24 protein-coding genes and 1 riboswitch are annotated in these 21,882 nt (G+C 48.2%); of the genes, 9 read left to right on the top strand and 15 right to left on the bottom strand.

What is annotated here, in order from left to right; genetic code table 11:
* Positions 1–5 precede the first annotated feature (5 nt).
* The 6 genes from AC2YIT_RS31235 to AC2YIT_RS31210 all read left to right on the top strand — a co-directional run bounded on the left by AC2YIT_RS31235 (position 6) and on the right by AC2YIT_RS31210 (position 4,064).
* Positions 6–1,022 carry a cytochrome c gene (locus AC2YIT_RS31235; RefSeq protein ID WP_487281801.1) on the top strand — a complete coding sequence of 339 codons (1,017 nt, stop codon included), beginning with the start codon at positions 6–8 and terminating at the stop codon, positions 1,020–1,022.
* Positions 1,023–1,644: 622 nt separating this feature from the next.
* The gene (locus tag AC2YIT_RS31230) at positions 1,645–2,055 is read left to right on the top strand and encodes a cytochrome C (protein ID WP_454523583.1); all 411 of its coding nucleotides are present in this window, start codon (positions 1,645–1,647) and stop codon (positions 2,053–2,055) included.
* A 22-nt stretch (positions 2,056–2,077) separates the two neighbouring features.
* Positions 2,078–2,467, top strand: coding sequence for a group III truncated hemoglobin (locus AC2YIT_RS31225; protein WP_487281800.1), 390 nt, complete (start codon positions 2,078–2,080; stop codon positions 2,465–2,467).
* Positions 2,464–2,910, top strand: coding sequence for a hypothetical protein (locus AC2YIT_RS31220; RefSeq protein WP_487281799.1), 447 nt, complete (start codon positions 2,464–2,466; stop codon positions 2,908–2,910). The genes AC2YIT_RS31225 and AC2YIT_RS31220 overlap by 4 nt, the downstream gene beginning before the upstream one ends.
* A 31-nt stretch (positions 2,911–2,941) precedes the next feature.
* Positions 2,942–3,682: an iron-sulfur cluster repair di-iron protein gene (ric, locus tag AC2YIT_RS31215; protein ID WP_487281798.1), complete on the top strand. Its 741-nt coding sequence runs from the start codon at positions 2,942–2,944 to the stop codon at positions 3,680–3,682.
* 19 nt (positions 3,683–3,701) lie between these two features.
* The gene (locus AC2YIT_RS31210) at positions 3,702–4,064 is read left to right on the top strand and encodes a DUF488 domain-containing protein (protein WP_487281797.1); all 363 of its coding nucleotides are present in this window, start codon (positions 3,702–3,704) and stop codon (positions 4,062–4,064) included.
* A 556-nt stretch (positions 4,065–4,620) separates the two neighbouring features.
* Here the strand turns inward: AC2YIT_RS31210 and AC2YIT_RS31205 are convergent.
* The 15 genes from AC2YIT_RS31205 to AC2YIT_RS31135 form a co-directional block, all read right to left on the bottom strand.
* Positions 4,621–5,235 carry a hypothetical protein gene (locus tag AC2YIT_RS31205; protein WP_487281796.1) on the bottom strand — a complete coding sequence of 205 codons (615 nt, stop codon included), beginning with the start codon at positions 5,233–5,235 and terminating at the stop codon, positions 4,621–4,623.
* A gap of 54 nt (positions 5,236–5,289) precedes the next feature.
* Positions 5,290–6,141 (bottom strand): PepSY domain-containing protein, encoded by an 852-nt coding sequence (locus tag AC2YIT_RS31200; protein WP_487281795.1) that lies wholly within the window; start codon positions 6,139–6,141, stop codon positions 5,290–5,292.
* A gap of 3 nt (positions 6,142–6,144) precedes the next feature.
* Positions 6,145–8,529, bottom strand: a complete 2,385-nt coding sequence (locus AC2YIT_RS31195) for a TonB-dependent siderophore receptor (RefSeq protein WP_487281794.1) — start codon at positions 8,527–8,529, stop codon at positions 6,145–6,147.
* Positions 8,530–8,686: 157 nt separating this feature from the next.
* Positions 8,687–8,874: riboswitch (cobalamin riboswitch) on the bottom strand.
* Positions 8,875–9,089: 215 nt separating this feature from the next.
* Complete coding sequence (locus AC2YIT_RS31190; protein ID WP_487281793.1) at positions 9,090–9,428, bottom strand: c-type cytochrome; 339 nt, start codon at positions 9,426–9,428, stop codon at positions 9,090–9,092.
* Positions 9,429–9,467: 39 nt separating this feature from the next.
* A complete protein-coding gene (locus AC2YIT_RS31185; protein ID WP_487281792.1) occupies positions 9,468–9,923 on the bottom strand; it encodes a hypothetical protein in 456 nt (151 codons plus the stop codon).
* 47 nt (positions 9,924–9,970) lie between these two features.
* A complete protein-coding gene (locus AC2YIT_RS31180) occupies positions 9,971–11,014 on the bottom strand; it encodes a cytochrome-c peroxidase (RefSeq protein ID WP_487281791.1) in 1,044 nt (347 codons plus the stop codon).
* Positions 11,015–11,022: 8 nt separating this feature from the next.
* Positions 11,023–11,814 carry an MbnP family protein gene (locus AC2YIT_RS31175; protein WP_487281790.1) on the bottom strand — a complete coding sequence of 264 codons (792 nt, stop codon included), beginning with the start codon at positions 11,812–11,814 and terminating at the stop codon, positions 11,023–11,025.
* 113 nt (positions 11,815–11,927) lie between these two features.
* Positions 11,928–12,305 carry a hypothetical protein gene (locus AC2YIT_RS31170; RefSeq protein WP_487281789.1) on the bottom strand — a complete coding sequence of 126 codons (378 nt, stop codon included), beginning with the start codon at positions 12,303–12,305 and terminating at the stop codon, positions 11,928–11,930.
* A gap of 24 nt (positions 12,306–12,329) precedes the next feature.
* Positions 12,330–13,241, bottom strand: coding sequence for a transporter family protein (locus tag AC2YIT_RS31165; RefSeq protein WP_487281788.1), 912 nt, complete (start codon positions 13,239–13,241; stop codon positions 12,330–12,332).
* A gap of 18 nt (positions 13,242–13,259) precedes the next feature.
* The gene (locus AC2YIT_RS31160; protein ID WP_487281787.1) at positions 13,260–14,378 is read right to left on the bottom strand and encodes a cytochrome-c peroxidase; all 1,119 of its coding nucleotides are present in this window, start codon (positions 14,376–14,378) and stop codon (positions 13,260–13,262) included.
* A 5-nt stretch (positions 14,379–14,383) separates the two neighbouring features.
* Positions 14,384–15,235, bottom strand: coding sequence for an MbnP family protein (locus AC2YIT_RS31155; RefSeq protein ID WP_487281786.1), 852 nt, complete (start codon positions 15,233–15,235; stop codon positions 14,384–14,386).
* 44 nt (positions 15,236–15,279) lie between these two features.
* Positions 15,280–15,657, bottom strand: a complete 378-nt coding sequence (locus tag AC2YIT_RS31150; RefSeq protein WP_487281785.1) for a hypothetical protein — start codon at positions 15,655–15,657, stop codon at positions 15,280–15,282.
* 101 nt (positions 15,658–15,758) lie between these two features.
* Entirely contained in the window at positions 15,759–16,904 is a 1,146-nt protein-coding gene (locus AC2YIT_RS31145; RefSeq protein ID WP_487281784.1) for a PepSY-associated TM helix domain-containing protein, read from the bottom strand.
* A gap of 22 nt (positions 16,905–16,926) precedes the next feature.
* Positions 16,927–19,068 carry a TonB-dependent siderophore receptor gene (locus tag AC2YIT_RS31140; RefSeq protein WP_487281783.1) on the bottom strand — a complete coding sequence of 714 codons (2,142 nt, stop codon included), beginning with the start codon at positions 19,066–19,068 and terminating at the stop codon, positions 16,927–16,929.
* A 136-nt stretch (positions 19,069–19,204) separates the two neighbouring features.
* Positions 19,205–19,582: a hypothetical protein gene (locus tag AC2YIT_RS31135; RefSeq protein ID WP_487281782.1), complete on the bottom strand. Its 378-nt coding sequence runs from the start codon at positions 19,580–19,582 to the stop codon at positions 19,205–19,207.
* Positions 19,583–19,648: 66 nt separating this feature from the next.
* Here AC2YIT_RS31135 and AC2YIT_RS31130 point away from each other — a divergent pair, with 66 nt between their 5' ends.
* The 3 genes from AC2YIT_RS31130 to AC2YIT_RS31120 all read left to right on the top strand — a co-directional run.
* Positions 19,649–20,452 (top strand): DUF4198 domain-containing protein, encoded by an 804-nt coding sequence (locus AC2YIT_RS31130; RefSeq protein ID WP_487281781.1) that lies wholly within the window; start codon positions 19,649–19,651, stop codon positions 20,450–20,452.
* Between the two features lie 253 nt (positions 20,453–20,705).
* Positions 20,706–21,119: a hypothetical protein gene (locus tag AC2YIT_RS31125; protein ID WP_487281780.1), complete on the top strand. Its 414-nt coding sequence runs from the start codon at positions 20,706–20,708 to the stop codon at positions 21,117–21,119.
* A gap of 127 nt (positions 21,120–21,246) precedes the next feature.
* Positions 21,247–21,882 (top strand): transposase (locus tag AC2YIT_RS31120; protein ID WP_487281779.1); only part of this gene is annotated, 636 nt, incomplete at its 3' end.

The raw sequence follows: 21,882 nt of genomic DNA, 5'->3' as shown, positions 1-21,882 counted from the left end.
CGAACATGGATTTTTTTGATAATCATAATAAACTATTCGGTGCTGCTTTGTTGCTTTTCCTGACCCTGACTGCATTTGTAGCGGTGATCCCGGCAATAAACAATGAGCGGAACAATGCACCTTTACCAACGGCTGAAGAGCTTAGTCCAGAAGGCGTCAAAGGCAAGGCATTATTTGTCGCCAACGGCTGTGTTGCCTGCCACACGCAGCAAGTCCGCAATATTGATATGGATAAAATATGGGGAGAACGGCCGGGAATAGCAGCGGATTATGCATCCAACACCCGAACTGATTTCTGGCGCAACACGGCTACATTAATGGGAACCGAACGCACCGGGCCGGACTTAACCTCGATCGGCAGCAGGCAGCCAAGTAAGGAGTGGAACCTTGTTCATTTATACAATCCTCGCATTGTAGTCAAAGAATCGATCATGCCGGCCTATCCCTGGCTGTTTGAAAACAAAGCCGAGCCGGACAAAGAAGATGTTGTTGTCAATATCCCCGACGCCTTCCGGAAGGCACAAGGGACACTGGTTGCCAAGCCCGAGGCTTTACAGCTGGTTGCCTATTTGCAGTCCCTGAAACAGGCCCAATTACCAGACGGCACCCCATCCTCAGCGTTTTTATATTCAAAACAGCAGGAAATTGCCGGGCCAGGGAATGGGGCACCTACCTCGGATCAAGGCGGTCCCGACGGAAAACTGCTCTATTCCACACATTGCCAGGCCTGCCATCAGACCAATGGAGAGGGACTGAAAGGCGCATTCCCCCCTTTAAAAGGCAGCCCGGTTGTGCTGGATACAGATGCCAGTTTGATGGTCAGTATCATCATGAAAGGATATGATGCGCGAGAAGAATACGGAGCCATGCCGGCAGTAGGTACCAACAGTAATTTAAAACCCGAGGAGGTGGCAGCCATCATGAACCATGAACGTAGCAGCTGGGGGAATAAGGCGCGGAAAGTTTCGGCGGAAGAAATAGAAAAGCTGATGAAAACGTTGGGACAGTCCAATAATCAGTAAAGATTTGGATACATGAAAAAGGGTTATGAGACTTTCAGCGAGGCAATCAACGACCTGTCTTTTAGACCGTGGTTATTCGACTAATTTCAGTTTGCATGATTCCCAAGTAGGCATGAGCGTCACAAACACTCGGTTAGACTACCACCCCACGGGTTGATTGTTGATGGAGTTCATCATTTTTGAAGGAAACCAGTCGGGAGATGAAGTAATTGTATTTGCTATTTCTTCACGCAAGTATGGCGTAAAGGGGATCGTGTATAACGCCTTCGCCAACTACAACGAGCGGGAACACTCACTTGACTTAATGCTAAGGCTCCAGAACATCTTAAAATTCATTTTGAGGCTTAAATAAGAAAGATAATGAAAAAGTATTGGTTGTGTCTCGTACTGTTTTTGTTCATGTTCACTACGAAAGCCTGCCCGGTCTGCGAGGCAAATCAACCGGCTGCGCTGCGAGGGATCACACACGGTCAAGGGCCGCAAAGCAACTGGGACTTTGTGATTATTTCGGTCGTCGCTGCCATTGTTGTAGTTACATTATTCTACTCCTTAAAGTGGTTGATCCGGCCCGGAGAAAAATCGGAGAAGCATATTAAAAGGGCTATCATAAACTTGCAGTAAAATGGAAGATAAAAGTACTGTTGTTATTTTTCTTGATGAGGATCAAGCACCTATAGCCGAATTCATCTCGCCTGTCAACTTTGAACTTGACACTCGTAAGATGGTCGACGGTAAACATACCCTCAAAATTATCAGTAAAGATCCGAGTGGAAAGGAGGGGCTCCGCATAATCCCTTTCGAAGTGAAAAACGGGCCTGCGATCGCAATAGAGGGAATGACTGAGAATTCGGTTGTTGATGGAGTTGTTCCATTGATGATCAATGCGTATGGTAAAGGTGATCAAAAAAGATTTTTGATCACAGGAAGTGAAACGCCCCAGAGTGTCCCGGCCTGGATATGGATATTGCTTATCGGCTTTTCGGGATGGGCAACATATTACCTAATCAGATACTTCGGATCAGGGCATGCGTGAGACAGTAAATACTGTTATTCAAATGAAAAAGCAAATTCTCTGCCTTGACGATGTCAAGCTTCTAGTGAATACTTTTTACGAAAGCGTGCGTGCAGACCCCGTGCTATCGCCGATTTTCGATGAGCGACTTGGTGACCGTTGGCCGCAACATATGGAGAAAATGTATAAGTTCTGGCAGACGGTCCTTCTGAATGAACATACCTATTATGGAAGTCCTTTTATCCCACATGCATTATTGGAAGTTGACCACTCGCATTTTCAGAAGTGGATTGCATTGTTTAGACAAACGGTAGACACGCTTTTCCATGGTGAGAGGGCCGAAGAAGCAAAATGGAGAGCCGAAAAGATGGCGGGAATGTTCGAACACAAAAATGCCTATTACCGCAAGAATCTTTCAAAAAGCTTGTCATGAAGTCCATTACCCAGTCACCCCTTGTAATCGCTTGCACGTTTCTTTGGATTGGATTTATATCAGCGATCAGTTTTATGGAAGCTCCACTGAAATTTCAAGCACCTGGTATCACCCTTCCATTGGGCCTCGGGATTGGCCGGCTAATTTTTGCTTCACTCAATAAAGTGGAGTGGGTCTTGGCCACCGGTATCGTCTCAGGATTTCTGCTCACAGGTGCTCGGAGACTACAACCGGGCCAGTTTGTATTTATAGTCCCGCTTCTGATTTTAATTGTGCAGACAGTATGGCTGCTGCCGAAGCTGGACGCACAAGCCGCATTATATATACGAGGTGAGCACCCGGCGACCTCTGATTTGCACATCTACTACCTGATTTGTGAAGTGGCAAAGGCGACGTCATTGACCATAGGGGGAGTAAAACAATTTTCTGTTTCATTAAAATAAAGCGAACCAATCAACATTTAAAACTACCATTATGACCAATATAGATGATCTGACAGTAGGTTCAATAGTTGCTCAGGACTGGAATGCAGCGGCGGTCTTCGAAAAATATAATATTGACTTTTGCTGTAATGGAGGCACGAAACTCTCACAAGCTTGTGCTGCTGCAAACATCGACCAATTTCTCATTTTGGATGAAATCGCTGCACTGCCTAAGCAAACAGACGACTCGGAACCGGAATACAACTTATGGGACTTGGATCGACTAGCTGAATACATTGAAAACAAGCATCATAGATACGCGACCAATGTTATGCCTCTCCTACTGGCATATCTAAATAAGATCTGCTTAATACATGGCCAGAGACACCCTGAACTATTGAAAATTCGGGACCTATTCAGAGAGATGGCTCACGAACTGGTAGTCCATATGAAAAAGGAGGAGTTCATGATCTTCCCTTTTATCAAAAAGATGACCGAGTCGCATCGGCAAAAGATAAATATTCCCCTGCCCACCTATGGTTCGGTCAAAAACCCAATCTCGATCATGATGAATGATCATGAAGCAGAAGGTGCCAAACTGCGAGAGATCGTATCTCTTAGCAACAATTATACGCCGCCGCAAGATGCATGCAACACGTACAGATTGTCATATTCGATGTTGCAAAAATTCGAACAAGACCTTCATAAACATATACATCTGGAAAATAATATTCTTTTTCCCAAAGCCCTGGAATTAGAAAAGAAGCTCGTTGATCTGATGAACAGGGGCTAACCCAGCTGAACTCGACAAAATGCCAGAAATTGAAATAAGACTAAAACGGATATATGAACCGGAAGGGAAAGATGATGGGTTCAGAATTCTTGTTGATCGTTTATGGCCTCGGGGTTTAAAACGCCGTGAAGCTGCAGTGGATCTCTGGTTAAAGGAGATCGCTCCTACAACCGAATTGCGAAAGTGGTTTAACCATGATCCGCATAAGTGGGACGAATTTCTAGAAGATTACAATTTTCAGTTGAATAGGAACGAGAAAGTGGCCTCCGAACTTATAGATTTGATAAAAATTCATAAGAAGGTTTCGCTTTTGTACGCAGCCAAGGATGAAAAGTTTAATCATGCAGTCGCATTGAAGTGCTATTTGGATAGATATTTGTAATATCAAATTCTAGATGTTATTGTAAATTCTAGAAAGTAAACCCTTGTCTTGTTTCGACTTGCGGTCGCTAAGTTGTCAAGGCTTTCCATGGCAATGATTAGATCCTTACGGATTTGAATTGTGTTGCCAGAATAATCAGATGTCAAGTCTAAAGTACCCATAGCTCCTTTTTGAAAATGGTTTCAACGAAATTAAATGGCGATTTTCAAAAAGTCAATGTGGAAAATTGTTTCATATAGATGCATTTCCGGGACCTATGGCGCAGTGCGAGCTTCCATTGTTTATGAGCATCGTATGCAAATGATAAGGTTCCTAGTGGATGTATTCGTGGGAAACGTATCGCACTGGCTATCCTAATATTGCCCCACACCTATACGACGGATACAAAAAAACAGCAGGGAAGCCCCGCTGCTTTGTGTAATACATCCTCTTTCAGTGAAAACACTGATTGTTACTTAAAGTTAGTAAAAACTATCGCTCAATCACATTCACCAAAATTTATTGGGTAGTAGGTGAAGACGTTGGTATAAAGTCTACAAAAGGTTGGCCTATCTGTTCAAATTTTCTTTTCACCCAAGGTGACACTTTCCTCACTTCGATACTTCAGCCTTCGCCTTGCCCACTTCCAGGTAAGCACCAGACCAGTGCAACTCACGCTCATTCCTCCGATCATCAACATCCCGACGAGTATATCCCACAGTGGGCGCTTGTAAAAAAGCCATTTGAAATCAAAACTATGCAGACCATGGTAAAGCCATCTTTCAAGTCGACTCAGTTTCTCATGTTTTAGCGCCACCTGCCCTGTTTTTAAATCGACATAATACCAGGTCTGCTGCGGCGTCTGCATTTTCACCCTTAGAACCGGCAGGTGCTTTTCATCGTGGCGAGAATAGTAGTAGTTGTCATACTCGTTCAACAAAGTGCTTTCTAACACAACTATACCCGGATTAAGCCGCTGCACCATCGATAGGAATGGTTGATAATTAAATTTTTCAAATGGCTTTGCGGGATCCCCGTTAGCGGACATCATGCGCGTATGATTGTCATCCTGATAAGCCAGATAGTATGGTTTTCCGTCTACTTGCGTAAAGTGAATTTCTTTAACTGAAATGTCCCGGTTCAGCAGCGTAACCGCCTGCGGTGGTGACAACTTGAACAGCTCTGGCTTCATCACGCCACCCGCCCATTGCGCAGTTTCCTCTATGCTGAGCCTGGTAAATGGGGCCTAGTCCCAGGGCGTCATCGAGAGCAGGCCACTGAAAACCCAGGTGAAGGCGAAAATTCCAAAAACGAAGCCGGTATAATGGTGCCAGCGAAACCAGCGCTTTTTGTACGGACTGAATGAGAGCGAAGACTTATCCCTGCGCCTGTACCGTACAAATCCCATGACAATACCGGCTATGCACATGATCGTGCCTAACGAAGAAGTCCAAATAATGATATCGTTCCACAGTGGACGGTTGCGCAACAGTACGGTGGGATAAATCCAATGTGGGATTGGGCCAAACCAGGCAAGGAAACGCTGTAGGGCATTGACCCGCTGTACGACCTCGCCCGTGTGCGTAGAAACGTACATATATGTGCCTGCGTCGCCCGTCATCTGAATGCGATATACTGGCGTCGTATATCCCTGCGACCTGGCGGCGGCCATCCATTGGTCAATCTCGGTGAGTACCTGGACTTCGCTTACATTTCCTGGTTTCCCAAAACTACTCGCGAGCCTGACTGCCAGCACTGAATCCGTACCGGCAAAAAGCTCGCCGTTGTCGGCAAATACGGCTTTGTATTCACCCCTGGTTGTCGTCAGGCGGTAAACCGGCCGGTTGAGCATCATACCCAACCGGACCGACCGCATCGTGTCGCCGACACCAGCCACTGTTAAAGCTTCATTTAAATTCAACTTGCAGGTTCGCAAATCCAACGGCGGCAGATTCTGCAATTTTTCGTGCTGACGCATCGTCGGGTAGCGGACATACATCATCGCAAAGCCGGACAGGAACCACATCACAAAAAGTAGGCTAAGCGCAAAACCAAGGTAACGATGGACCAGCAGAAACAGTTTAACAGTCAGTTTCATGGTTTAAAGGCTGTACCGTACCGTAACAAGGAAGTTTCTGGTCGCTCCCGGCGAAAACTGGTTCGCAAAAATCGCGTTGGCGAAGTACTTCTGGCTCAAAAGGTTATTCACGTTCAGCCGCACTCCGACACGCCCTACCCGGTAACCCAATGCCGCATCAAAAACGGTGTAAGCTGGCAGCACATAACTGTTGGAGCTGTTCGTAAAGGTTTCGTCCATATAATTAGTGCCAGCGCTAAGGCTAAGACCTTTCGCGGCACCATTTTGTACTTCGTAATTAATCCACGCATTCACCAAATTCTTCGGCGCAAATGCAACGGTTTTACCCGCTACTGCATTAGTTTCACCGGATGGAAAAGGAAGGATTTTTGCGTTGGAGAAAGTGTAGCCAGCCGTCACGTCCAGTCCTGGCAGCAGGTTGCCATTTACTTCCAGTTCGAAACCCTTGGACTCAGCTGAGCCAATGCGTTTGTAAATACCTCCGGGAAGAGCTTCGAGCTGGTTGTTTTTCCGCATGTAGTAGAATGATAGGTTCGTAGCCCATTTACCAGAGAGCTCAAACCTGCTGCCGACCTCACCCTGGAATCCGGTTTCCGGGTTGAAGGTTTCGCCGTTCGGAGCTACCCTGCGCGAAGGTTTGAAATACGTTGAATAAGAACCATATACCGATAACGGCTCAATGGGCTGGTAAACCAGACCCAGGCGGTAAGTCAATGCCGACTTGGATATCGTAGATTCAGTGCCGTGCTCAGTCACGTTGCGATTATCGTCCACCTTATCGGTATAATAGGTGCCGTTGAAAATATCGTAACGCAGTCCCGCAAGTCCTTTCAATTTATCAGAGAACCGGATAAAGTCCTGTATATAAATACCATGCACGTTCTCCATCGTTGCCCGGTAATTCAAATCGTTATGCGTCAGGTATCCCTGATTCAGGACCGGATTCTTGATGGCAATAGTCGCGTTAAGCGCCGGGCCGAATACGTCTCCATTGTACGTCTTGCGATCCAGAATGCTTACCGAATAACCTGCCAGCAACTTATGCTCAATGGAAGCGGTATTAAAATCCCAGATCAGTTCCAACTGGTTTTGCCAGGGCTTGGTGAGGTGGTTGAAATAGAAAGGAAACGACCGCTGCAACGAATCCATGCCTGGGTTGAAGCTGAGCTCTTCCGTTGAGAAATAATTGATATTATCGTCATAGTACGAAAGCTGGTTCGAAAGTTTGAGGTTACTCGCCAACTGCCGCGTGTATTTCAGCTGAAAATCATAGCGGGTATGTTTGAGAAAATCCTGTGGATCATTGTAGCGGGTATTTACATCCATCCCCGGGGCTACTTTGCTTCCTTCCAGCATCGGAATGCCCGCGTCGGTGTCGTAAATGTCTTTGTTCGCGCCGATGGTCAGATACAACTGATCTCTATCAGTTGGTGTGTATTCCAAGGCAAGGTATCCATTGTTAGTATTAGAGCCTGAATGACGGTATCCGTCGGTGTCTGACATCCCGAAATCTACACGATATCGCAGCTTATCAGTGATCGCACCGCCTGCGCCTGCGCGGATGCGCCGTGTGTTAAATGTGCCATAGCTGGCCGAAAAGTCTGCCTTAAAGCCCGCAGTCGGTCTTTTTCTCACAATATTGATGATCCCGCCTAACGCCGAATGGCCAAACAGCACCGAGGCTGGCCCCTTCAACACTTCAATCGATTCGACATTGGCAAGATTGGTGTTCGGCGCGCTGGTCGAGATGTTGTGGCGCTCGTCACGGACACCGTCCACGAGCAGGACGAAGTTGGAAAAACCGCGGATCGTAAAGTGCTGAAAACCGCCATAAGTGTTGTTGGCCCGCACGCCGGTCGTATTTTTCATGGCCTCGCCCAAATCGTCGATACCGCGCTGCTCGATCGTTTTGACCGATACCGTGGAAGTGGTGATGGGCATATCCCGGAGTGGAACATCGATTTTGTTGATGGCTGAATAGGCCTGCCGACGGACAGTACTGATCACGACTTCGGATAGCTCGTTGGTGGCGGTGTTAATTTTGTAATTCAATTCCAGCGCCTGACCATCTTTGAGAACGATATTGTCCTTTTTTGCGTCATGGCCCACGCCGGTGGCAACGAGCGTGTAGCTTCCTGCCTGGACGTTTTTAATGTCAAACCGGCCGTCCGCGTCGGTTACGGCCGCATAGCTGGTTCCTTCCAACCGCACGCTGATCCCGGCAATGGCATCGCCCTTTTCACTTTGGATCGAGCCTGTAACCCTGCCTGGCCCGGCACCCAGACTGGCAATTGAGCTAAGTAATAGCGCGAATGACAGCAATAAGGTAAATGTTTTTTTCGCCTCCCTGCTGTTGGTTCGCGAGCAGCAGAATGTAGTTGTTTGCATACTTTTAACTATGGTTAGATGAGTTAAAAGCTCTTTGCAATATTTCAAGAAGCTTTTTTTGGAACAAAGGGGAACGATCACGCAGGGGCGCATTGGTTTGTGATACCAAAACCATCAGACATAACAGATCCAGACCGACATGCTCTATTCCGCGAAAGCGTCGTCAACGTGAAAGGCAGGTCTCCTGACTTGTAACATTTATACCATCCTTCCCATCCGAATTGAACAGTGGATATACACCGATATAAACTTTAAGTGTTACTAACAGTTGCGCGACAGTTCGTGATTCACACACGATTCCCTATTAATCTGCTGATAAGCAAAACCTTTCCCGATGGAAAATGAAAGTAAAGAACTTTTTGAGGCCACAAAGATATAGGAAGATAGGAAGAACTCGCTAAAAAAGAGTCTGGTATGCCATGATTAGGGGAGTTTCGCTTTAGTTTCAGAGCTATCCCAAAGGTTAATGTTGAAAATACCCTGCAATTTTCGTCAAAAAAGCATGAAGGCAACCACCTCCATGCTTTATGTATTTTACTGTCTTCTTTACTTTGCCCTTTTCAACCGTGCTTCTTGGCGATGGAATTGATCCAAGCGGCGATTTTGAGCGCATCTTCCCTAGGAACCTGTTTCATCGGGGCCATAGGCGGATATCCCGGCCAGTTTGCAGGTTTGGGATTGTAGATCAGCTCGACAACCTGCGCGTTGGTATACTTCTTCTTTGAGACATCTAAGTAAGCGGGGCCAACAAGCCGCTGACCCGCTTTGTGGCAAGCCAGGCAAGTGTATTTGCTAAGCAGCTTTTCTACGTCTGCCGGGATTTTTATCTCGTGCTTTTGCTGTGCTTGAACTGATGATACTGCCATCAACAATACAAATGCTAAAAATACTTTACGCATATTCTTTGTGAGTTTGAGCCTCGTCCACAGCAGCAGCCATCACATTGATTTACGTTCTGCCAGATACGCTTCCGCGCTGGAGATACTCTTTTTAAGCTTCCGCTGAACGACCAAAATTCGGGTTGTCTGATCATCCACATATTCCTTGGCAGCATTGTCTTCTAGTTTCGCCAATGTATCCGCTTTGTAATGGTGCATCCAGTCCATCATAGCGTGGTCGGCACTATCCAACGCTGCGGCTAGCCCGGTCACTTTATTTTTTAAAGCCGAATTGCTGTCAAGTTTGGCGGCATCCGATTTCAGCCTCATTTGCAGCTCCATTACTTTTGGCATCAATGCCATCAAACTATCATGGGTCTCCATTAGCTCGTGTGAGAGCGTATCTTCCCGGCTGAGCCCGTGTGTCTGGTGAGAGGCATGCTCATCTTCTTTGGGCTTTTGCTGACAGCTACATGTCACAAATAGGGCGGCTGCAAGCGCTAGAACGTATTTCATAAATGTTGATTGCTACTGTCCTTCAAAGGCAGTGGTTGAATAATTTATTAAGGTTTCTGGTGATCTGGCGCGGTCGTAAAGCGGTAGTCCGTCAGTGTTTTCAGGAAAGCGATGATCTGCTGTTTTTGCAAAGTACTGAACTGAAAGCCATCCGCCGGGATCTGCTCCCCCAGTGTTGCGGAATGCGGGATACCACCAGAATAATGGTCGACTACATTTTCGAGCGTTGCGAGCCTGCCGTCATGCATGTAAGGCGCGGTCAGCTCTACGTTCCGGAGCGAGGGCGTTTTGAATTTGCCCAAGTCGCGCTCATCGTAGGTGATGCGGTACCGGCCCAAATAAATGCCCTCGTGACCCTGGTTCTCAAAGCCGCTGTCCAGACCATTGTTGTGAAAGCCCTGATCGGTAAACAGTTCCCCCGCGTGGCAACCCCGACAGTGCTGCTTGACCAGTTCAAGCCCGGCCAGTTCCTCCGCGGAAAGCTCAGCGCCGGTGCGATTGAGCCGGTAATCGTCATACCGCGAGGTAGCCGACACCAGTGACCGCTGAAACTGCGCCAGGGCTTTGGCCACATTTTGGGAGGTTATTCCGGACTGGAAAGCTTCCTGAAAACCTTTGGCATACGAAGCGTCGGCACTCAACTCATCTACCAGCTCATACAGGTCCTGGGCCATCTCGTCGTGCGCCGTAAGTGGACCAAAAGCCTGTGATTCCAGGTTCGTCGATCCTCCATCCCAGAAAAGACCATTGTTAGCCCAGGCCATGTTGAACAATGCGGGCGCATGCCGGAGCAGCTGCGTGCCGGCGACACCGGCAGAGCTCAGGGTTTTTCCATCGCTAAAAGCTTTGGCCGGGTCATGGCAGGTTGCACACGCGACCTTGTTGTTGGCCGACAGCCGGACATCATAGAATAGCTGTCTACCGAGCCGGATGCCATCAGCGGTCATGGGGCTATTTTCATCCAGCGCTGGCACAGGAAAATGGGACGGCACTTCAAACGAATAGGGTTCGTCCTCAGGTGCCACTACCTGCCTGTCACAACCTGACAAGATCATCACAACACTAAACCAGGCAACCTTCAACAACCGCATTGCCAGCTTTATTTATTTTCCTTCCCGAATGCGATCGCTTTTGTCGCGTAGTTGGTTGCCACTGTGGACATCAGGGCCGCGGTCATCGCGTTGATCTTCGGATTTTGCACCACGTCAATCCCATCGAAAATCTTGGTCACGTCCAGGTTTAATGTAACACCTTTGGTAGAAGCAGAGTTAATGGCAACCGGCAGGTCTATGCTGAGCGTTTTATAATTGGCATTTAACCCTGTTTCCGCTAAAAACTCCTTGCTGGTAGAACCTTGCTTTAAGGTGCCGCCCACCGAAGAAAAGATATAGCTCGAATGCCACATCCAGGCAATATTGCTCATGCCATTGGCAATGCTTAATTCCCCGCCAGTCAAGCTGAGATTGTCATTGTGCTGGGCATCGACGCCAATGGAAAATTTGATCGTCTTGTACTCCGCCGCTGGAATGTCACGAAATTTGATGGTTTCACGTTTCTTGGCAGGATACAGCGCGCTGTCATTGATCGTTCCGGACAGATTCAAGTCAGTGACCTCCTCCATCAAATAGTAAGAGTCGGGCACTTTGTATTCGCCACCTTTTGAATCGACCAGGATCACATTGCTGACCCAGTACCGCAGTTTTTTGAAGTTAAGCGTCTGTCCGCCAATCGAGAAATCCTTATTCACAGCGAAGTCCTCTGACCCCACGCGCGTATCAAGCGTAAGTTCAAATTCGCCAGCAGCAACAGGGGTGATCACTTCATTGGAATCATCGTCCGAGCATGATGCGAACAGAAAGGAAAGTAAAGCGATTGAAAGAATACGTTTCATTTTGATAATGTTTTTGGGTGAAATAAGTACAATGGTATGGCTGCCGGAACAAAGTGTACCGGAGCGGTTTCTATGAAATAAGATGGAAGGCATACGCCTTCAAAAAATTTGGATTATTGCCTGGGCGGCTGGTATAGGGCCGGAAGGGCAGCAGTATAATGCGCGAGCCGGTAAAAAAAGCGCGTCTCTGCCGGGAGTTCAAACACGGATGCTTCAAAGCTAAACACAGGTGCTTTGAAAATATAGAGCTGGACAACCGGCATGTTTTCGACCCTGTCGGAAGTTTCTTTGTCTTGCTTCTGCTGCTGTTGTTTTAGTTTCTTAGCCAGGTAGCATTTACCATTGCATTTGAGTTGTGGCCTGGCGCGGTTCTCGCAAAGCACCTTGGCGATATATTCCCTGTTCAGTTGAAAATAAGCAATCGTTCCCCACGGACTGAGCGTGGGAAGGATAATAGCGAACAGTAAAATATATGCGATTATGGCGCGCATGCTGAGCGTCTAAGAATTTTGTTTTCAGAATAAAAACCCGAGCTGGACTAGTACGCGTTCTTTCGCAATCACGTGCCCCGAGGCACTCTTTTGGGCCACAGGTTTCTGTCCGGTGATCCCCAGCGTCCATTTGTTGGTAAAAAAGGTAACCCCGGCCGTCGCATTCAAGAGCTTGCCTCCGGTGATATCCAGCACTTCGCCTTTCTGAACGCCATGAGCGGCATGTTCGCCGTAAACGCCGACGCTAGGCGTTATGGAGAGCTTACCGACCTCAAACGAACGGTACAAATCGACGGTGCCATACAGCTGGTTACCGAACCGGTAATCCTGCGAGTTTTTCGTGTTGAACTTGCGCGAAATATTGGTGGAAAGGCCCCATTGATCCTTGTTGATCGTATAAAAGGCGCTCAGAATAAAATCGGTGCTTCCGGTGCCGAGTTGAAAATTGGCATTGGCTACTTCAAGCGTGTTATTTTCGTCGAATTTGAAATCGCCTGTGGGAAGTTTCACGCCACCACCGACCAACAACGTGTGGTTGAAAGTCCGGGCATTTTCACCATCCATGAATGTGTTGAACAGGTTGTAATTGGCCAGTACCGTTATGTCACCCAGCCCATTCTGTTTTTTCACATCCGCCGAAGTGACCTGCTTATCGATCCGGTAAGGCACAAACGCCATCATCTGCACCCGTTTGATGGGAAAGAAGCGCGCATAAACCTCACCTACATTGAAGTGCTCCTCCGTGCGAAGTACCTTGCTTTCCCCATGTGTTACAAAGTGCAGCCGCTGATACCTGAGCCCGATCACTGATTTGTGCGATTGAGGTAAAAGTCCGAAGTAAGCACCGCTGTTCGCGCAGCCGCATATATCACACGCCTGTGATGGGCCTGTCGTCAGAAGGAAGAAGAAAAGTGATGCAATGTATCTGATTTTCATAATGAAGACTTGAATGCTTTAAAAGTTGGTTCCTACGCCTGGATCGGAAAATTTGGCGTTCCTGATAAACTGCTCATCGCTTAGCGTCCGTAAAAAGGCAATGATGGATGTCTTCTCCGCATCGGTGATGTCAATGCCCGGTTTCTGTCCATTTCGCTTAAATGCCGGGTCAAGTGTGGCAGACTCCTGCACAGCGGAAGTGTAATGATCCAGCACTTCTTCCAGCGTATGGTACCGGCCATCGTGCATGTAGGGAGCAGTAATCGCTACATTCCGCAGGCTGGGTACTTTGAATTTGTATTTGTCTGCGGCATTCCCCGAAGTTTCCGAGCGGCCTTTGTCATCCAGCCGCAATGGCACCAGGCCATTGTTACGGAAGCTAAAATCCGTGAACAGCTCTCCGGCGTGGCAGCTGCTACATTTTGACTTAAATACACTAAGTCCCTGCTGCTCCTCGACCGTGAGCGCCGAAGCATCACCCTGTTTGAAAAAGTCATAACGTGATTCGGCTGAAACCATCGTGAGCATAAATTGGGACAATGCCTTCATCATCCGCTCTGTCGTAATCTGGTTATCGCCAAAAGCTTTGCGGAACATTTCCGGATAGTCGACCGGCTTTTTGGCTGTGGCCAGCGGCGTCGCCTGCAACTTGCTGATCACGTTTTTGACGGTTTCATCCATTTCCACATGGTTTTGGATCGGATTAAAAGGCACCTTGTCCAGGTCATGAACGCCTCCATCCCAGAAGAATACCGGGTTCCAGGCCAGGTTTTGGATCGATGGCGAATTACGTGTTCCGAGCAGGTCGTCCACGCCGTGGCTCAACTCGTGACCGTGGTGCGTGAACGCAGCTTCCTGCTGGTGGCAGGTGCCGCATCCGATCTGGGTGGTACGCGATAAAATGCCGTCGTAGAACAGGAATTTACCCAGCTCGATGCCTTCCTTGGTCAAGGGGTTTTTGCTCATATCATAGACCGGATCAGGAAAATGCGCAGGCTTTTTCCAGCTGACCGCAGTTGGTCCGGTCCAAACCGGCTCCACATCCTGGCCGCTTTTCTTACACGCCGCCGATGTAAGCGTCACAACCGCCACGATGAAAAGCCCGACTCTTCCGCGCCGTTTGAATACATTCAACATAACGCTTAATGGATATGGTCAACCGAAAACATCCTGGCGTAATTGTTAGCGATCTGGCTGGATTTTTCCTGCTGCTGGGTCATCACGCTACTGAAACCGGCGATGGAGAGATTCGTGCCCGGCCCGTTGAATACCTTCTGAACATCTGCGAAAAGATGCACCTCCGGCGTCTGTGAAGTGGATACCTCTGCTTTAAGATCACCGAAAGACAGTTTGACGGTACGCGTGTTATTGACCGTGCGAAGCGTCATGCCGCCATATAGTCCGATATGGTAATAAAATTTACCATTGGCCGTGGATGCCTTTGAAGAAGTCCCTTCCATTTTCAGGAAAATAAAGCCCGATTCCCAGGCCCAGTACATACCGTCCTCCATCATCGAGCCGCCGGGATCAAGTACACCCGTCCATTTATCAAGCGACATCGTATTACGCAGGCTATCCACGCCAAGCATGAATTCCAGGCCTGTGTAAGTGCCAGGCGGCACATTTTTCAAGCGAACAAACTGGGATTCCTTTTTATCCTCCATGATCAAAAAGTAGCTCGAATCCTGCGGCACGGTGTAAGAAGTACCGTCCTGGCGGAGCAACTTGATATTGGAGACGTAGTAATTAAACTTGGTGAGCACAAAGTCCTCGCCGGCCGCATTGGTATTAGCGGCGCCGTTGAGTACCAAATTTTTATCACCAACGATATTGTCGAATTCAATGGTGAGCGCACCATTGTTGCCGGTGGCAGGCGCCGGATCATTCTCATTATCCGAGCAGGAAATGAGCATGACCACTCCCACCACGGCTACCAGCATGGCTGGTAAAACCTTGGGAAATTTCATCAGATAGGAAGTTGTAGGGAACAGCATGGCCTTCCCTGGGTTCTGTTAAAACAATGCAACCGAAAGCATTGTCAGCAGAGCGGCGGATGGAAGATATCCAGGACGAGACTGCGTCCGTTGAAGGGATTGGAAAAGTTGAAGGTCACGGCAGGCAAAAGCTCGACTGTGCGGGGTGTTGCGATGAAGCGCGTGAGATAATCGTTGGAAACCGGGGCCTGCGCCGAGAGCAATTTGCCCAGAAAATCGCTTTCTGCCTGTTTTTGTTCCTGTTTGGCTGCCTCGGCAATGCGTTTGGCCAGATAACACTTTCCGTTACAGTTCAGCTTCGGGCGGTTACGGTTTTCGCAAAGCGTGGAAATGATGTAGTCTTTGCGGAGCTGGTAATCTAGGTAGATCACAGGCACAACCATCGTCTTTACCAGCATCAGTGCCAGCAGCAGAAAGACCATGATTTGATTTGCCCAACCTTTCACTTGTTCCTTGTTTGTAAATGCAGCGTGATGCTGACTTCGGCAAAGATAGTAATGAAATCAACCCGGAAATTGATTTCCTACACTTTAATAGGCATTGAGCCCTTTGGTTTCAATTTTTTTCGTGGCTTTCTGGCTCCTCTCCACCAAAGCAAAAAGCCGGTAACAGATAGCAAGCCGGGTGTGAGGCCGATCAACACATACAGAACCTTGATGGGAATGCCGCCAAAGTTGCCGACATGTAGCGGGAAGAAAGTTGCTTCAATGCGTTCTCCCATTGGCTTGTCCGAAAATCTGCTGATCGATACCAATTTACCGGTCTGCTGATCGATTTTCACCGAGTTGGAGCTTCCCCAGATTTTTGATTGGCCGGCCGCGTACCCGCGCACTTCGAACTTGCGGGCCGGCTGCGTGGGCAGGTACACGTAGGTCGGCCGCAAATCCGGCATCTTTGAAAGCGCTTGCTTCAACATCCGGTTCGGTGAAGCGGCCATTAGCGTATTAGGCCGGGCGGCCACCTGCTCGGTCTCCCACGCTTTGGCTTTGAAGGCAAACAGGTTCATCCAGAAGCCGGTGAAGAAAATCACGGCATTCAAAAGCAGCGACCAAACGCCCACAATGCGGTGCAAATCAGAGCTGATCGTCCGCCAGTTTTTTCTGTTGATTTTTACTTTAAAACAAATCACTTTCCACAGCATCTTACGATATGCCACTGCACCGGTGATCAGGGAAAAGAGCATGGTAATGCCAAAAACGGCCGTCAGCGCAGCACCTGGAATGCCGAGTTGGAAACTGAAATGGAACTGGAAAAGCCATTCGATGAAGCTCGGCGTAAACTGGCTCGATGGCCCCTCCCGCAAAACGGCTCCCGAATGCGGGTCGAAGGAGATCAATGCGAGATCGTAGGTAAACAGGCGCGCGTCGTTGAAGTAAATCCTGAAATTATACGCCTCTCCCGGCCCAGCGTCGGGGTTGACCCACGCGATACCATCCAGGTTTGGATACTTTGCGGTAATGTGGTCGTAACATCGCTGCAAGACGCGTTCCGGCACGGGAGTTGCCGCATTTCCGACGTGAAGCAAATCCCTGTTAAAAAGCTGGTCGAGCTCCGTTCTGAAAACCAAAACGGAGCCGCTTAACCCAAGTAAGATCAAAAACACGCCCGTCAAAAGCCCCAGCCAGCTATGCAGCTTGAACAAGGGTCGGGTGAAAGTCGCTTTCTTCATATGTTACACTGATAAGTAACAATTACCAGAGCTGATAGCTCACCCCTACCCGCACATTGAACGGATCGCCCAGCCCCGCGAGCGTCACACCCGAACGGCTGCCGGTAAAGTAGTGCTTGTTAGCCAGGTTGTAGGCATTCAGCTGCACCTGAAAGCGGTTGCGTTGGTAGGATAGCGCGGCATCCAGGACCGTGTAGGAAGGAAATACAAAGTTCTGATTGCTCAATAACCCTACCTGGTCACTCACGTAGCGAACGCCCGCTGCCACACTGAGCCCTTTGAAGACATTGGCAGGGAGCGCGTACTTGCCCCAGAAATTGATCTGATGTTTCGGCGCATTGGCAAACCGGTCGCCTTTTTTACCATAGGTGGTGGTGCTTACCAGCTCGTGCTCGTTGAATGCATAACCCGCAACCAGGCTCAGCGCATTCAGGTTTCCTGTTAGGGAAAACTCACCGCCGCGGCTGCGCGTCCCGTCGATCGCGGCCTGCCGGTGCGAATTTTCCTCGGTAGGAGCGGCTGTCAGGATGTTTTTGTAGTTGATCTGGTAGAGCGATAATGTCGCCGACAACCGGCCGGCGAAAACATCTGCTTTGGAACCTACTTCATATAGGCTTGCCTGCCGGGTTGGGAACGGGCCGCCAGCCAGCGCATCGTTCGACGTCTGCGGGTTGAAGGATTTCAGGTATGTGGCATACACCGACACGTTTTTGGCAGGCAAATACACCAGGCCGACCCTGGGTATCCAGCCTGACGCTTGCAGCTCGTCTCCCTGCTTATTGTCCCGGTCAGATAGCGGCGTTTCCTTCGCATTATAGTTGTCGTAACGAAGCGAAAGCAGCACTTTGAGCTTGCTGCCGATACTGAGCTGGTCCTGAATATAGCCGCCTATCAGGTTGGTAACACGTTTGTTATCATCGGATTCGTCGGCCGGAATAGATGCGTCGGGTACACTGCCGGTGTAATCCGGATGCAGGATCGAAATGCGGGTGGAAGACTTGAATTGATAGTCATTTTGCGTCCAGCCGTAGCGGTTATAGTCCGTGCCGACAATGAGCTGGTGTCCGATCGGGCCTGTTTTTACGGTATATGTTGCGAATGCGGTCGTTTGCAAGCTGAACCGGTCAGTAAGCCAGTCCTGGTAGCCGCGACTGATCGAGTCATTCCGAATCCGTCCCACCGAAATGTGGTCGGTAAAATCGAGCTTGTTGCGTACCGCCCGCTCTACAATGGTCAGTTTGAGATTGTCACTGAACTGGTGGTCGAAGGTCAATGTAGCCGATGCATTGTGCGTCTTGCCGTAGTCGGTCGGACTTTGGATCGTCAGGTTATCGGCGTAATGGTTAAAATCAAAAGTGCCGTCGGGCCGGGTGTAGATGAAACTCCCGTTGTCGTATTGATGCACCGCTTTGGAATAGGCGTAATTCAATTCCACGTTCAACGAAGTGCGTTTGCTGAAAAGGTAAGTAAGCGAAGGCGCGATAAACAGGTTTTTCTTCTCCTGTTGATCCCTGAAACTTTCCGACCGGTCATACCCTACGATGGCGCGGTACAAAAGCTTTTTCTGCCGGTCGACCGGTCCGGTGAAGTCCGCCGATGCGCGTGCGAAGCCCCAGCTTCCGACGGAAAGATCTACGCTCGCATACTTTTCAGCCGAAGGCTTTTTAGTTACAAAATTAATCACCCCTCCCGGCGAACCCTCGCTGAACAATGCACCCGACGGGCCACGAAGTAGCTCCACGGACTCGATATTATAAAGCAACGGCTGCTGGCTCCACAAAAACAGGTTCCCGCGAATGCCGTTGTACAGCAAAAAGCTGGCGTCGTTTGGCGAATATGCCGAGAATCCGCGGATTTGGAAATTCCCGTTGCCATTGTTGACCTTCATACCTGTGAACGAGCCGGCGATCTCGTTCAATGTAAATGCCTGCCTGTCGCGCAGCACGGTCGACGACATTACCTGTACTGACTGCGGCGTAGCGAGCAGCGGCGTGTTGGAACGGGTGGATGCGCTGGATGAAAGGACCTGATAGCGGTTTTTGGCCGTGCTCACGGTGACCTCGTCCAATTCCCGGCTGCTAAGCGTGTCCCGCTCAGATTGTGCGAAGGCACACAGGCCGGAATTGATCAAGAAGAAAAACAATAATAGATATTTAGTATTCATGGAATGAACCTGTTGATAAGCATGCCCGATCTTATGAGCACACTGTTATAATGCATTAATGTAAATAGAGATTATGCCCTGAATACCTTTTAAAGTTTAACCAGAGCCAAAATGTAGTTAGAAACAAAAAACAGTTCTACACGCAGGGAGGCGGTACCAGGATCGACAGCGGGGCCTGGTAGGTGGCCAGGTGAAAGGAAAAAGCAAGCTCGTCCCGCTGAAAAATTCGGGCCGGAGAAAAATCGAAAGATGCAATGGGTGAAGCAAATAATTGAAGCATAGGAATGCTTTCAACCCGGTCGCTGGTCTGCTGATCCTGCTTTTGCTGCTGCTGTTTAAGTTTCTTGGCCAGATAGCATTTTCCGTCGCAATGCAGCTGCGGCTTGTCGCGGTTCTGGCAAAGCACGCGGGTAATGTATTCCTTGTTAACCTTGTAATAAGCGATCGTACCCCACTGACTAAACGTCGGAAGGATCGTGGTCAAAAGCCATATGTAAAGTATCGCGGTACGCATCGGATTTGCCCGCAAAGATAGCAAATCCTGCGATAAACCTTAATTTGCAGGCTGAACGAACCAAATATGAAAGCCCAAAAAGCATTAACCCTGACCGCCACACTCCTTTTTTGCTCGCTGGCATACGCGCACGAATTCTGGCTTGAACCCGTCAAATTCTGGCTCAAAAAGGATGAGACAGTACGCATTGACCTGATGGTAGGCGAAGACTACACCGGTGAGCATTCAAACGGCCATAAATACAAAATCCTGAAACTGGACCATTACCGAAAGAGCCACAAACAGGATATCCGCAGCAAAGTTTACGGCGATAGCCTGAGCAGTATCGACATCGCATTCGCCACGGAAGGCAGCCATCTGATCGCTTTCAACAACACAAGCAAATTCATAGAGCTCGAAGCGTTACAGTTCAACGAGTATCTGAGGACGGAAGGCCTGGACCAAATCACCAAACTTCGCAGGCAAAAGAACGATACCTTAAAAGCCGGCCGGGAGCTGTACCAGCGATGTGTTAAAACCCTTGTGCAGGTCGGCAAAGAAACCGACGCCACCTACTCGCTTAACACAGGCATGAAACTGGAAATTATTCCTGATAAAAATCCGTACGCACAGACTTCAAAAGGACCGATTACATTTACCGTCCTTTTCGAAAACAAACCACTGGCCAATGCTTTGGTGTTGGCCTGGCATTCGGTAAAGGGTAAAACGATGCATGAAACAGCCAGAAGCGGTAAAGATGGGAAAGTTACTTTTCCGATCGATCAGACTGGTAAATGGATGATCAGCACTGTACAAATGGTGCCGAATAGCGACGCGAAGCAGGCCGACTGGCAGAGCTACTGGGGAAGCTACACATTTGGATTTTATTGAGATGGTTTTTCAGAAAGTTAATCTCACAAAGTGAATAGATTCGAACTGCACAAGTACATTTTAAGGTGGTTGCATTCGACTTTTTCGTACGGAAATCACGATCCAGTTGCCGCAAGGCAGATATTTTGGATACCGGAAGAATTACGATTAAACGACCGTGGCTGTTGCAGAACTGATGATGTCCGAACCTTGTAAGGTAGTACAACCAAAATACTTGCTTCTTTGTCATTCAGAGAAACTAGATCGGAAAACTATGAGATCGATTGCAGCTATTGTATTGCTCTTACTTGTTCATGCATGTAAAACGAACGATGTAACGACTGTTCCTGATGAACTTGTTGGCAAATGGAGAATGACTTCCAGGCAAATCAATCAAAATGGAACAGTCGAATGGGAAGACGTTCCGGAGAAAGACTCTATATACATATTTTTTAGTCACTATGGTGAATACGTGGATTCCGAGGGGTATGTTTTGCCCTGTGGGCCAACCTCATTGAATATTAATTCAAAATTCTACAAAATCAATTTTCATAGCGAACTTTCAAATAGCATTTACCTTGGGCTTTGTGCTGAATGTCCTACTTGGGACCTCGAACTGAAACAAGCAAATCTTGTTGTTGATAGATGCTCATCAGATTCTAAAATGATATTTGTTAAAGCTGACTAGTTATGTGACAATTACGAATGGAAATGTTGCATAACTCATTAAAACAGCTGAAATCTTTTCCATAGCTGCTTGAATTTTTGTAACTTCAGGAATGCAAGGAAGAAAAAATTACTCCGAAAAGCTGTTCATGAGCTTCCAGTTATCCGAGCGAATTCCAAAGGATAACTTTTATAGGAGGCTTAGGGAGACTTTAGATTTACAATCCATTTACAGAGATACCCAAGATCTGTATGGTCGCACCGGAAACCCATCCATAGACCCGGTCGTATTCTTCAAGCTTATGCTTGTCAGTTACCTAGAAAATTTAACGTCTGACCGCAAATTGGTAGATCACTGCTCGATGCGCATGGACATTCTTTACTTTTTGGGCTATGATATTGATGAGCAGTTACCCTGGCATTCGACCATCAGTCGTACACGTCAGTTATACCCGGGTACTGTTTTTGAAGGATTGTTTAATAAGGTATTTTCTATGTGTGTAGATAAAGGTATGGTCAGTGGACATACCCAGGCCATGGATTCTGCTCCGGTTAAAGCCAACGCTTCAATGGAAAGTCTTGAACTCAAAAGACCTTTTCAGTCTATCGAAAGGCACTTCGAAGCCTTAGATAGCGAAAACCAAGACGCGGTAGTCACAGCCACACCTTCAACAGTGGGGTTGATCACAGCTCCGCAACATCACTTGAACCGTGTAAAACATTTCCATGATAAACTGCGTAAAAACCCGGTCGGTGCCAGCGGCGCTTCCCACGAAAAAGCCCAA

This window comes from Dyadobacter sp. SRI_021 (assembly GCF_057586235.1).
The sequence above is the reverse complement of the archived record's forward strand: the minus strand, read 5'-3'. Positions and strand labels throughout refer to the sequence as shown.

Bases quoted from the DNA above. Each gene is read 5' to 3' on its own strand.
- AC2YIT_RS31235 (WP_487281801.1), top strand. From the start codon at position 6: ATGGATTTTTTTGATAATCATAATAAACTATTCGGTGCTGCTTTGTTG.
- AC2YIT_RS31230 (WP_454523583.1), top strand. From the start codon at position 1,645: ATGGAAGATAAAAGTACTGTTGTTATTTTTCTTGATGAGGATCAAGCA.
- AC2YIT_RS31225 (WP_487281800.1), top strand. From the start codon at position 2,078: ATGAAAAAGCAAATTCTCTGCCTTGACGATGTCAAGCTTCTAGTGAAT.
- AC2YIT_RS31220 (WP_487281799.1), top strand. From the start codon at position 2,464: ATGAAGTCCATTACCCAGTCACCCCTTGTAATCGCTTGCACGTTTCTT.
- ric (WP_487281798.1), top strand. From the start codon at position 2,942: ATGACCAATATAGATGATCTGACAGTAGGTTCAATAGTTGCTCAGGAC.
- AC2YIT_RS31210 (WP_487281797.1), top strand. From the start codon at position 3,702: ATGCCAGAAATTGAAATAAGACTAAAACGGATATATGAACCGGAAGGG.
- AC2YIT_RS31205 (WP_487281796.1), bottom strand. From the start codon at position 5,235: ATGAAGCCAGAGCTGTTCAAGTTGTCACCACCGCAGGCGGTTACGCTG.
- AC2YIT_RS31200 (WP_487281795.1), bottom strand. From the start codon at position 6,141: ATGAAACTGACTGTTAAACTGTTTCTGCTGGTCCATCGTTACCTTGGT.
- AC2YIT_RS31195 (WP_487281794.1), bottom strand. From the start codon at position 8,529: ATGCAAACAACTACATTCTGCTGCTCGCGAACCAACAGCAGGGAGGCG.
- AC2YIT_RS31190 (WP_487281793.1), bottom strand. From the start codon at position 9,428: ATGCGTAAAGTATTTTTAGCATTTGTATTGTTGATGGCAGTATCATCA.
- AC2YIT_RS31185 (WP_487281792.1), bottom strand. From the start codon at position 9,923: ATGAAATACGTTCTAGCGCTTGCAGCCGCCCTATTTGTGACATGTAGC.
- AC2YIT_RS31180 (WP_487281791.1), bottom strand. From the start codon at position 11,014: ATGCGGTTGTTGAAGGTTGCCTGGTTTAGTGTTGTGATGATCTTGTCA.
- AC2YIT_RS31175 (WP_487281790.1), bottom strand. From the start codon at position 11,814: ATGAAACGTATTCTTTCAATCGCTTTACTTTCCTTTCTGTTCGCATCA.
- AC2YIT_RS31170 (WP_487281789.1), bottom strand. From the start codon at position 12,305: ATGCGCGCCATAATCGCATATATTTTACTGTTCGCTATTATCCTTCCC.
- AC2YIT_RS31165 (WP_487281788.1), bottom strand. From the start codon at position 13,241: ATGAAAATCAGATACATTGCATCACTTTTCTTCTTCCTTCTGACGACA.
- AC2YIT_RS31160 (WP_487281787.1), bottom strand. From the start codon at position 14,378: ATGTTGAATGTATTCAAACGGCGCGGAAGAGTCGGGCTTTTCATCGTG.
- AC2YIT_RS31155 (WP_487281786.1), bottom strand. From the start codon at position 15,235: ATGCTGTTCCCTACAACTTCCTATCTGATGAAATTTCCCAAGGTTTTA.
- AC2YIT_RS31150 (WP_487281785.1), bottom strand. From the start codon at position 15,657: ATGGTCTTTCTGCTGCTGGCACTGATGCTGGTAAAGACGATGGTTGTG.
- AC2YIT_RS31145 (WP_487281784.1), bottom strand. From the start codon at position 16,904: ATGAAGAAAGCGACTTTCACCCGACCCTTGTTCAAGCTGCATAGCTGG.
- AC2YIT_RS31140 (WP_487281783.1), bottom strand. From the start codon at position 19,068: ATGAATACTAAATATCTATTATTGTTTTTCTTCTTGATCAATTCCGGC.
- AC2YIT_RS31135 (WP_487281782.1), bottom strand. From the start codon at position 19,582: ATGCGTACCGCGATACTTTACATATGGCTTTTGACCACGATCCTTCCG.
- AC2YIT_RS31130 (WP_487281781.1), top strand. From the start codon at position 19,649: ATGAAAGCCCAAAAAGCATTAACCCTGACCGCCACACTCCTTTTTTGC.
- AC2YIT_RS31125 (WP_487281780.1), top strand. From the start codon at position 20,706: ATGAGATCGATTGCAGCTATTGTATTGCTCTTACTTGTTCATGCATGT.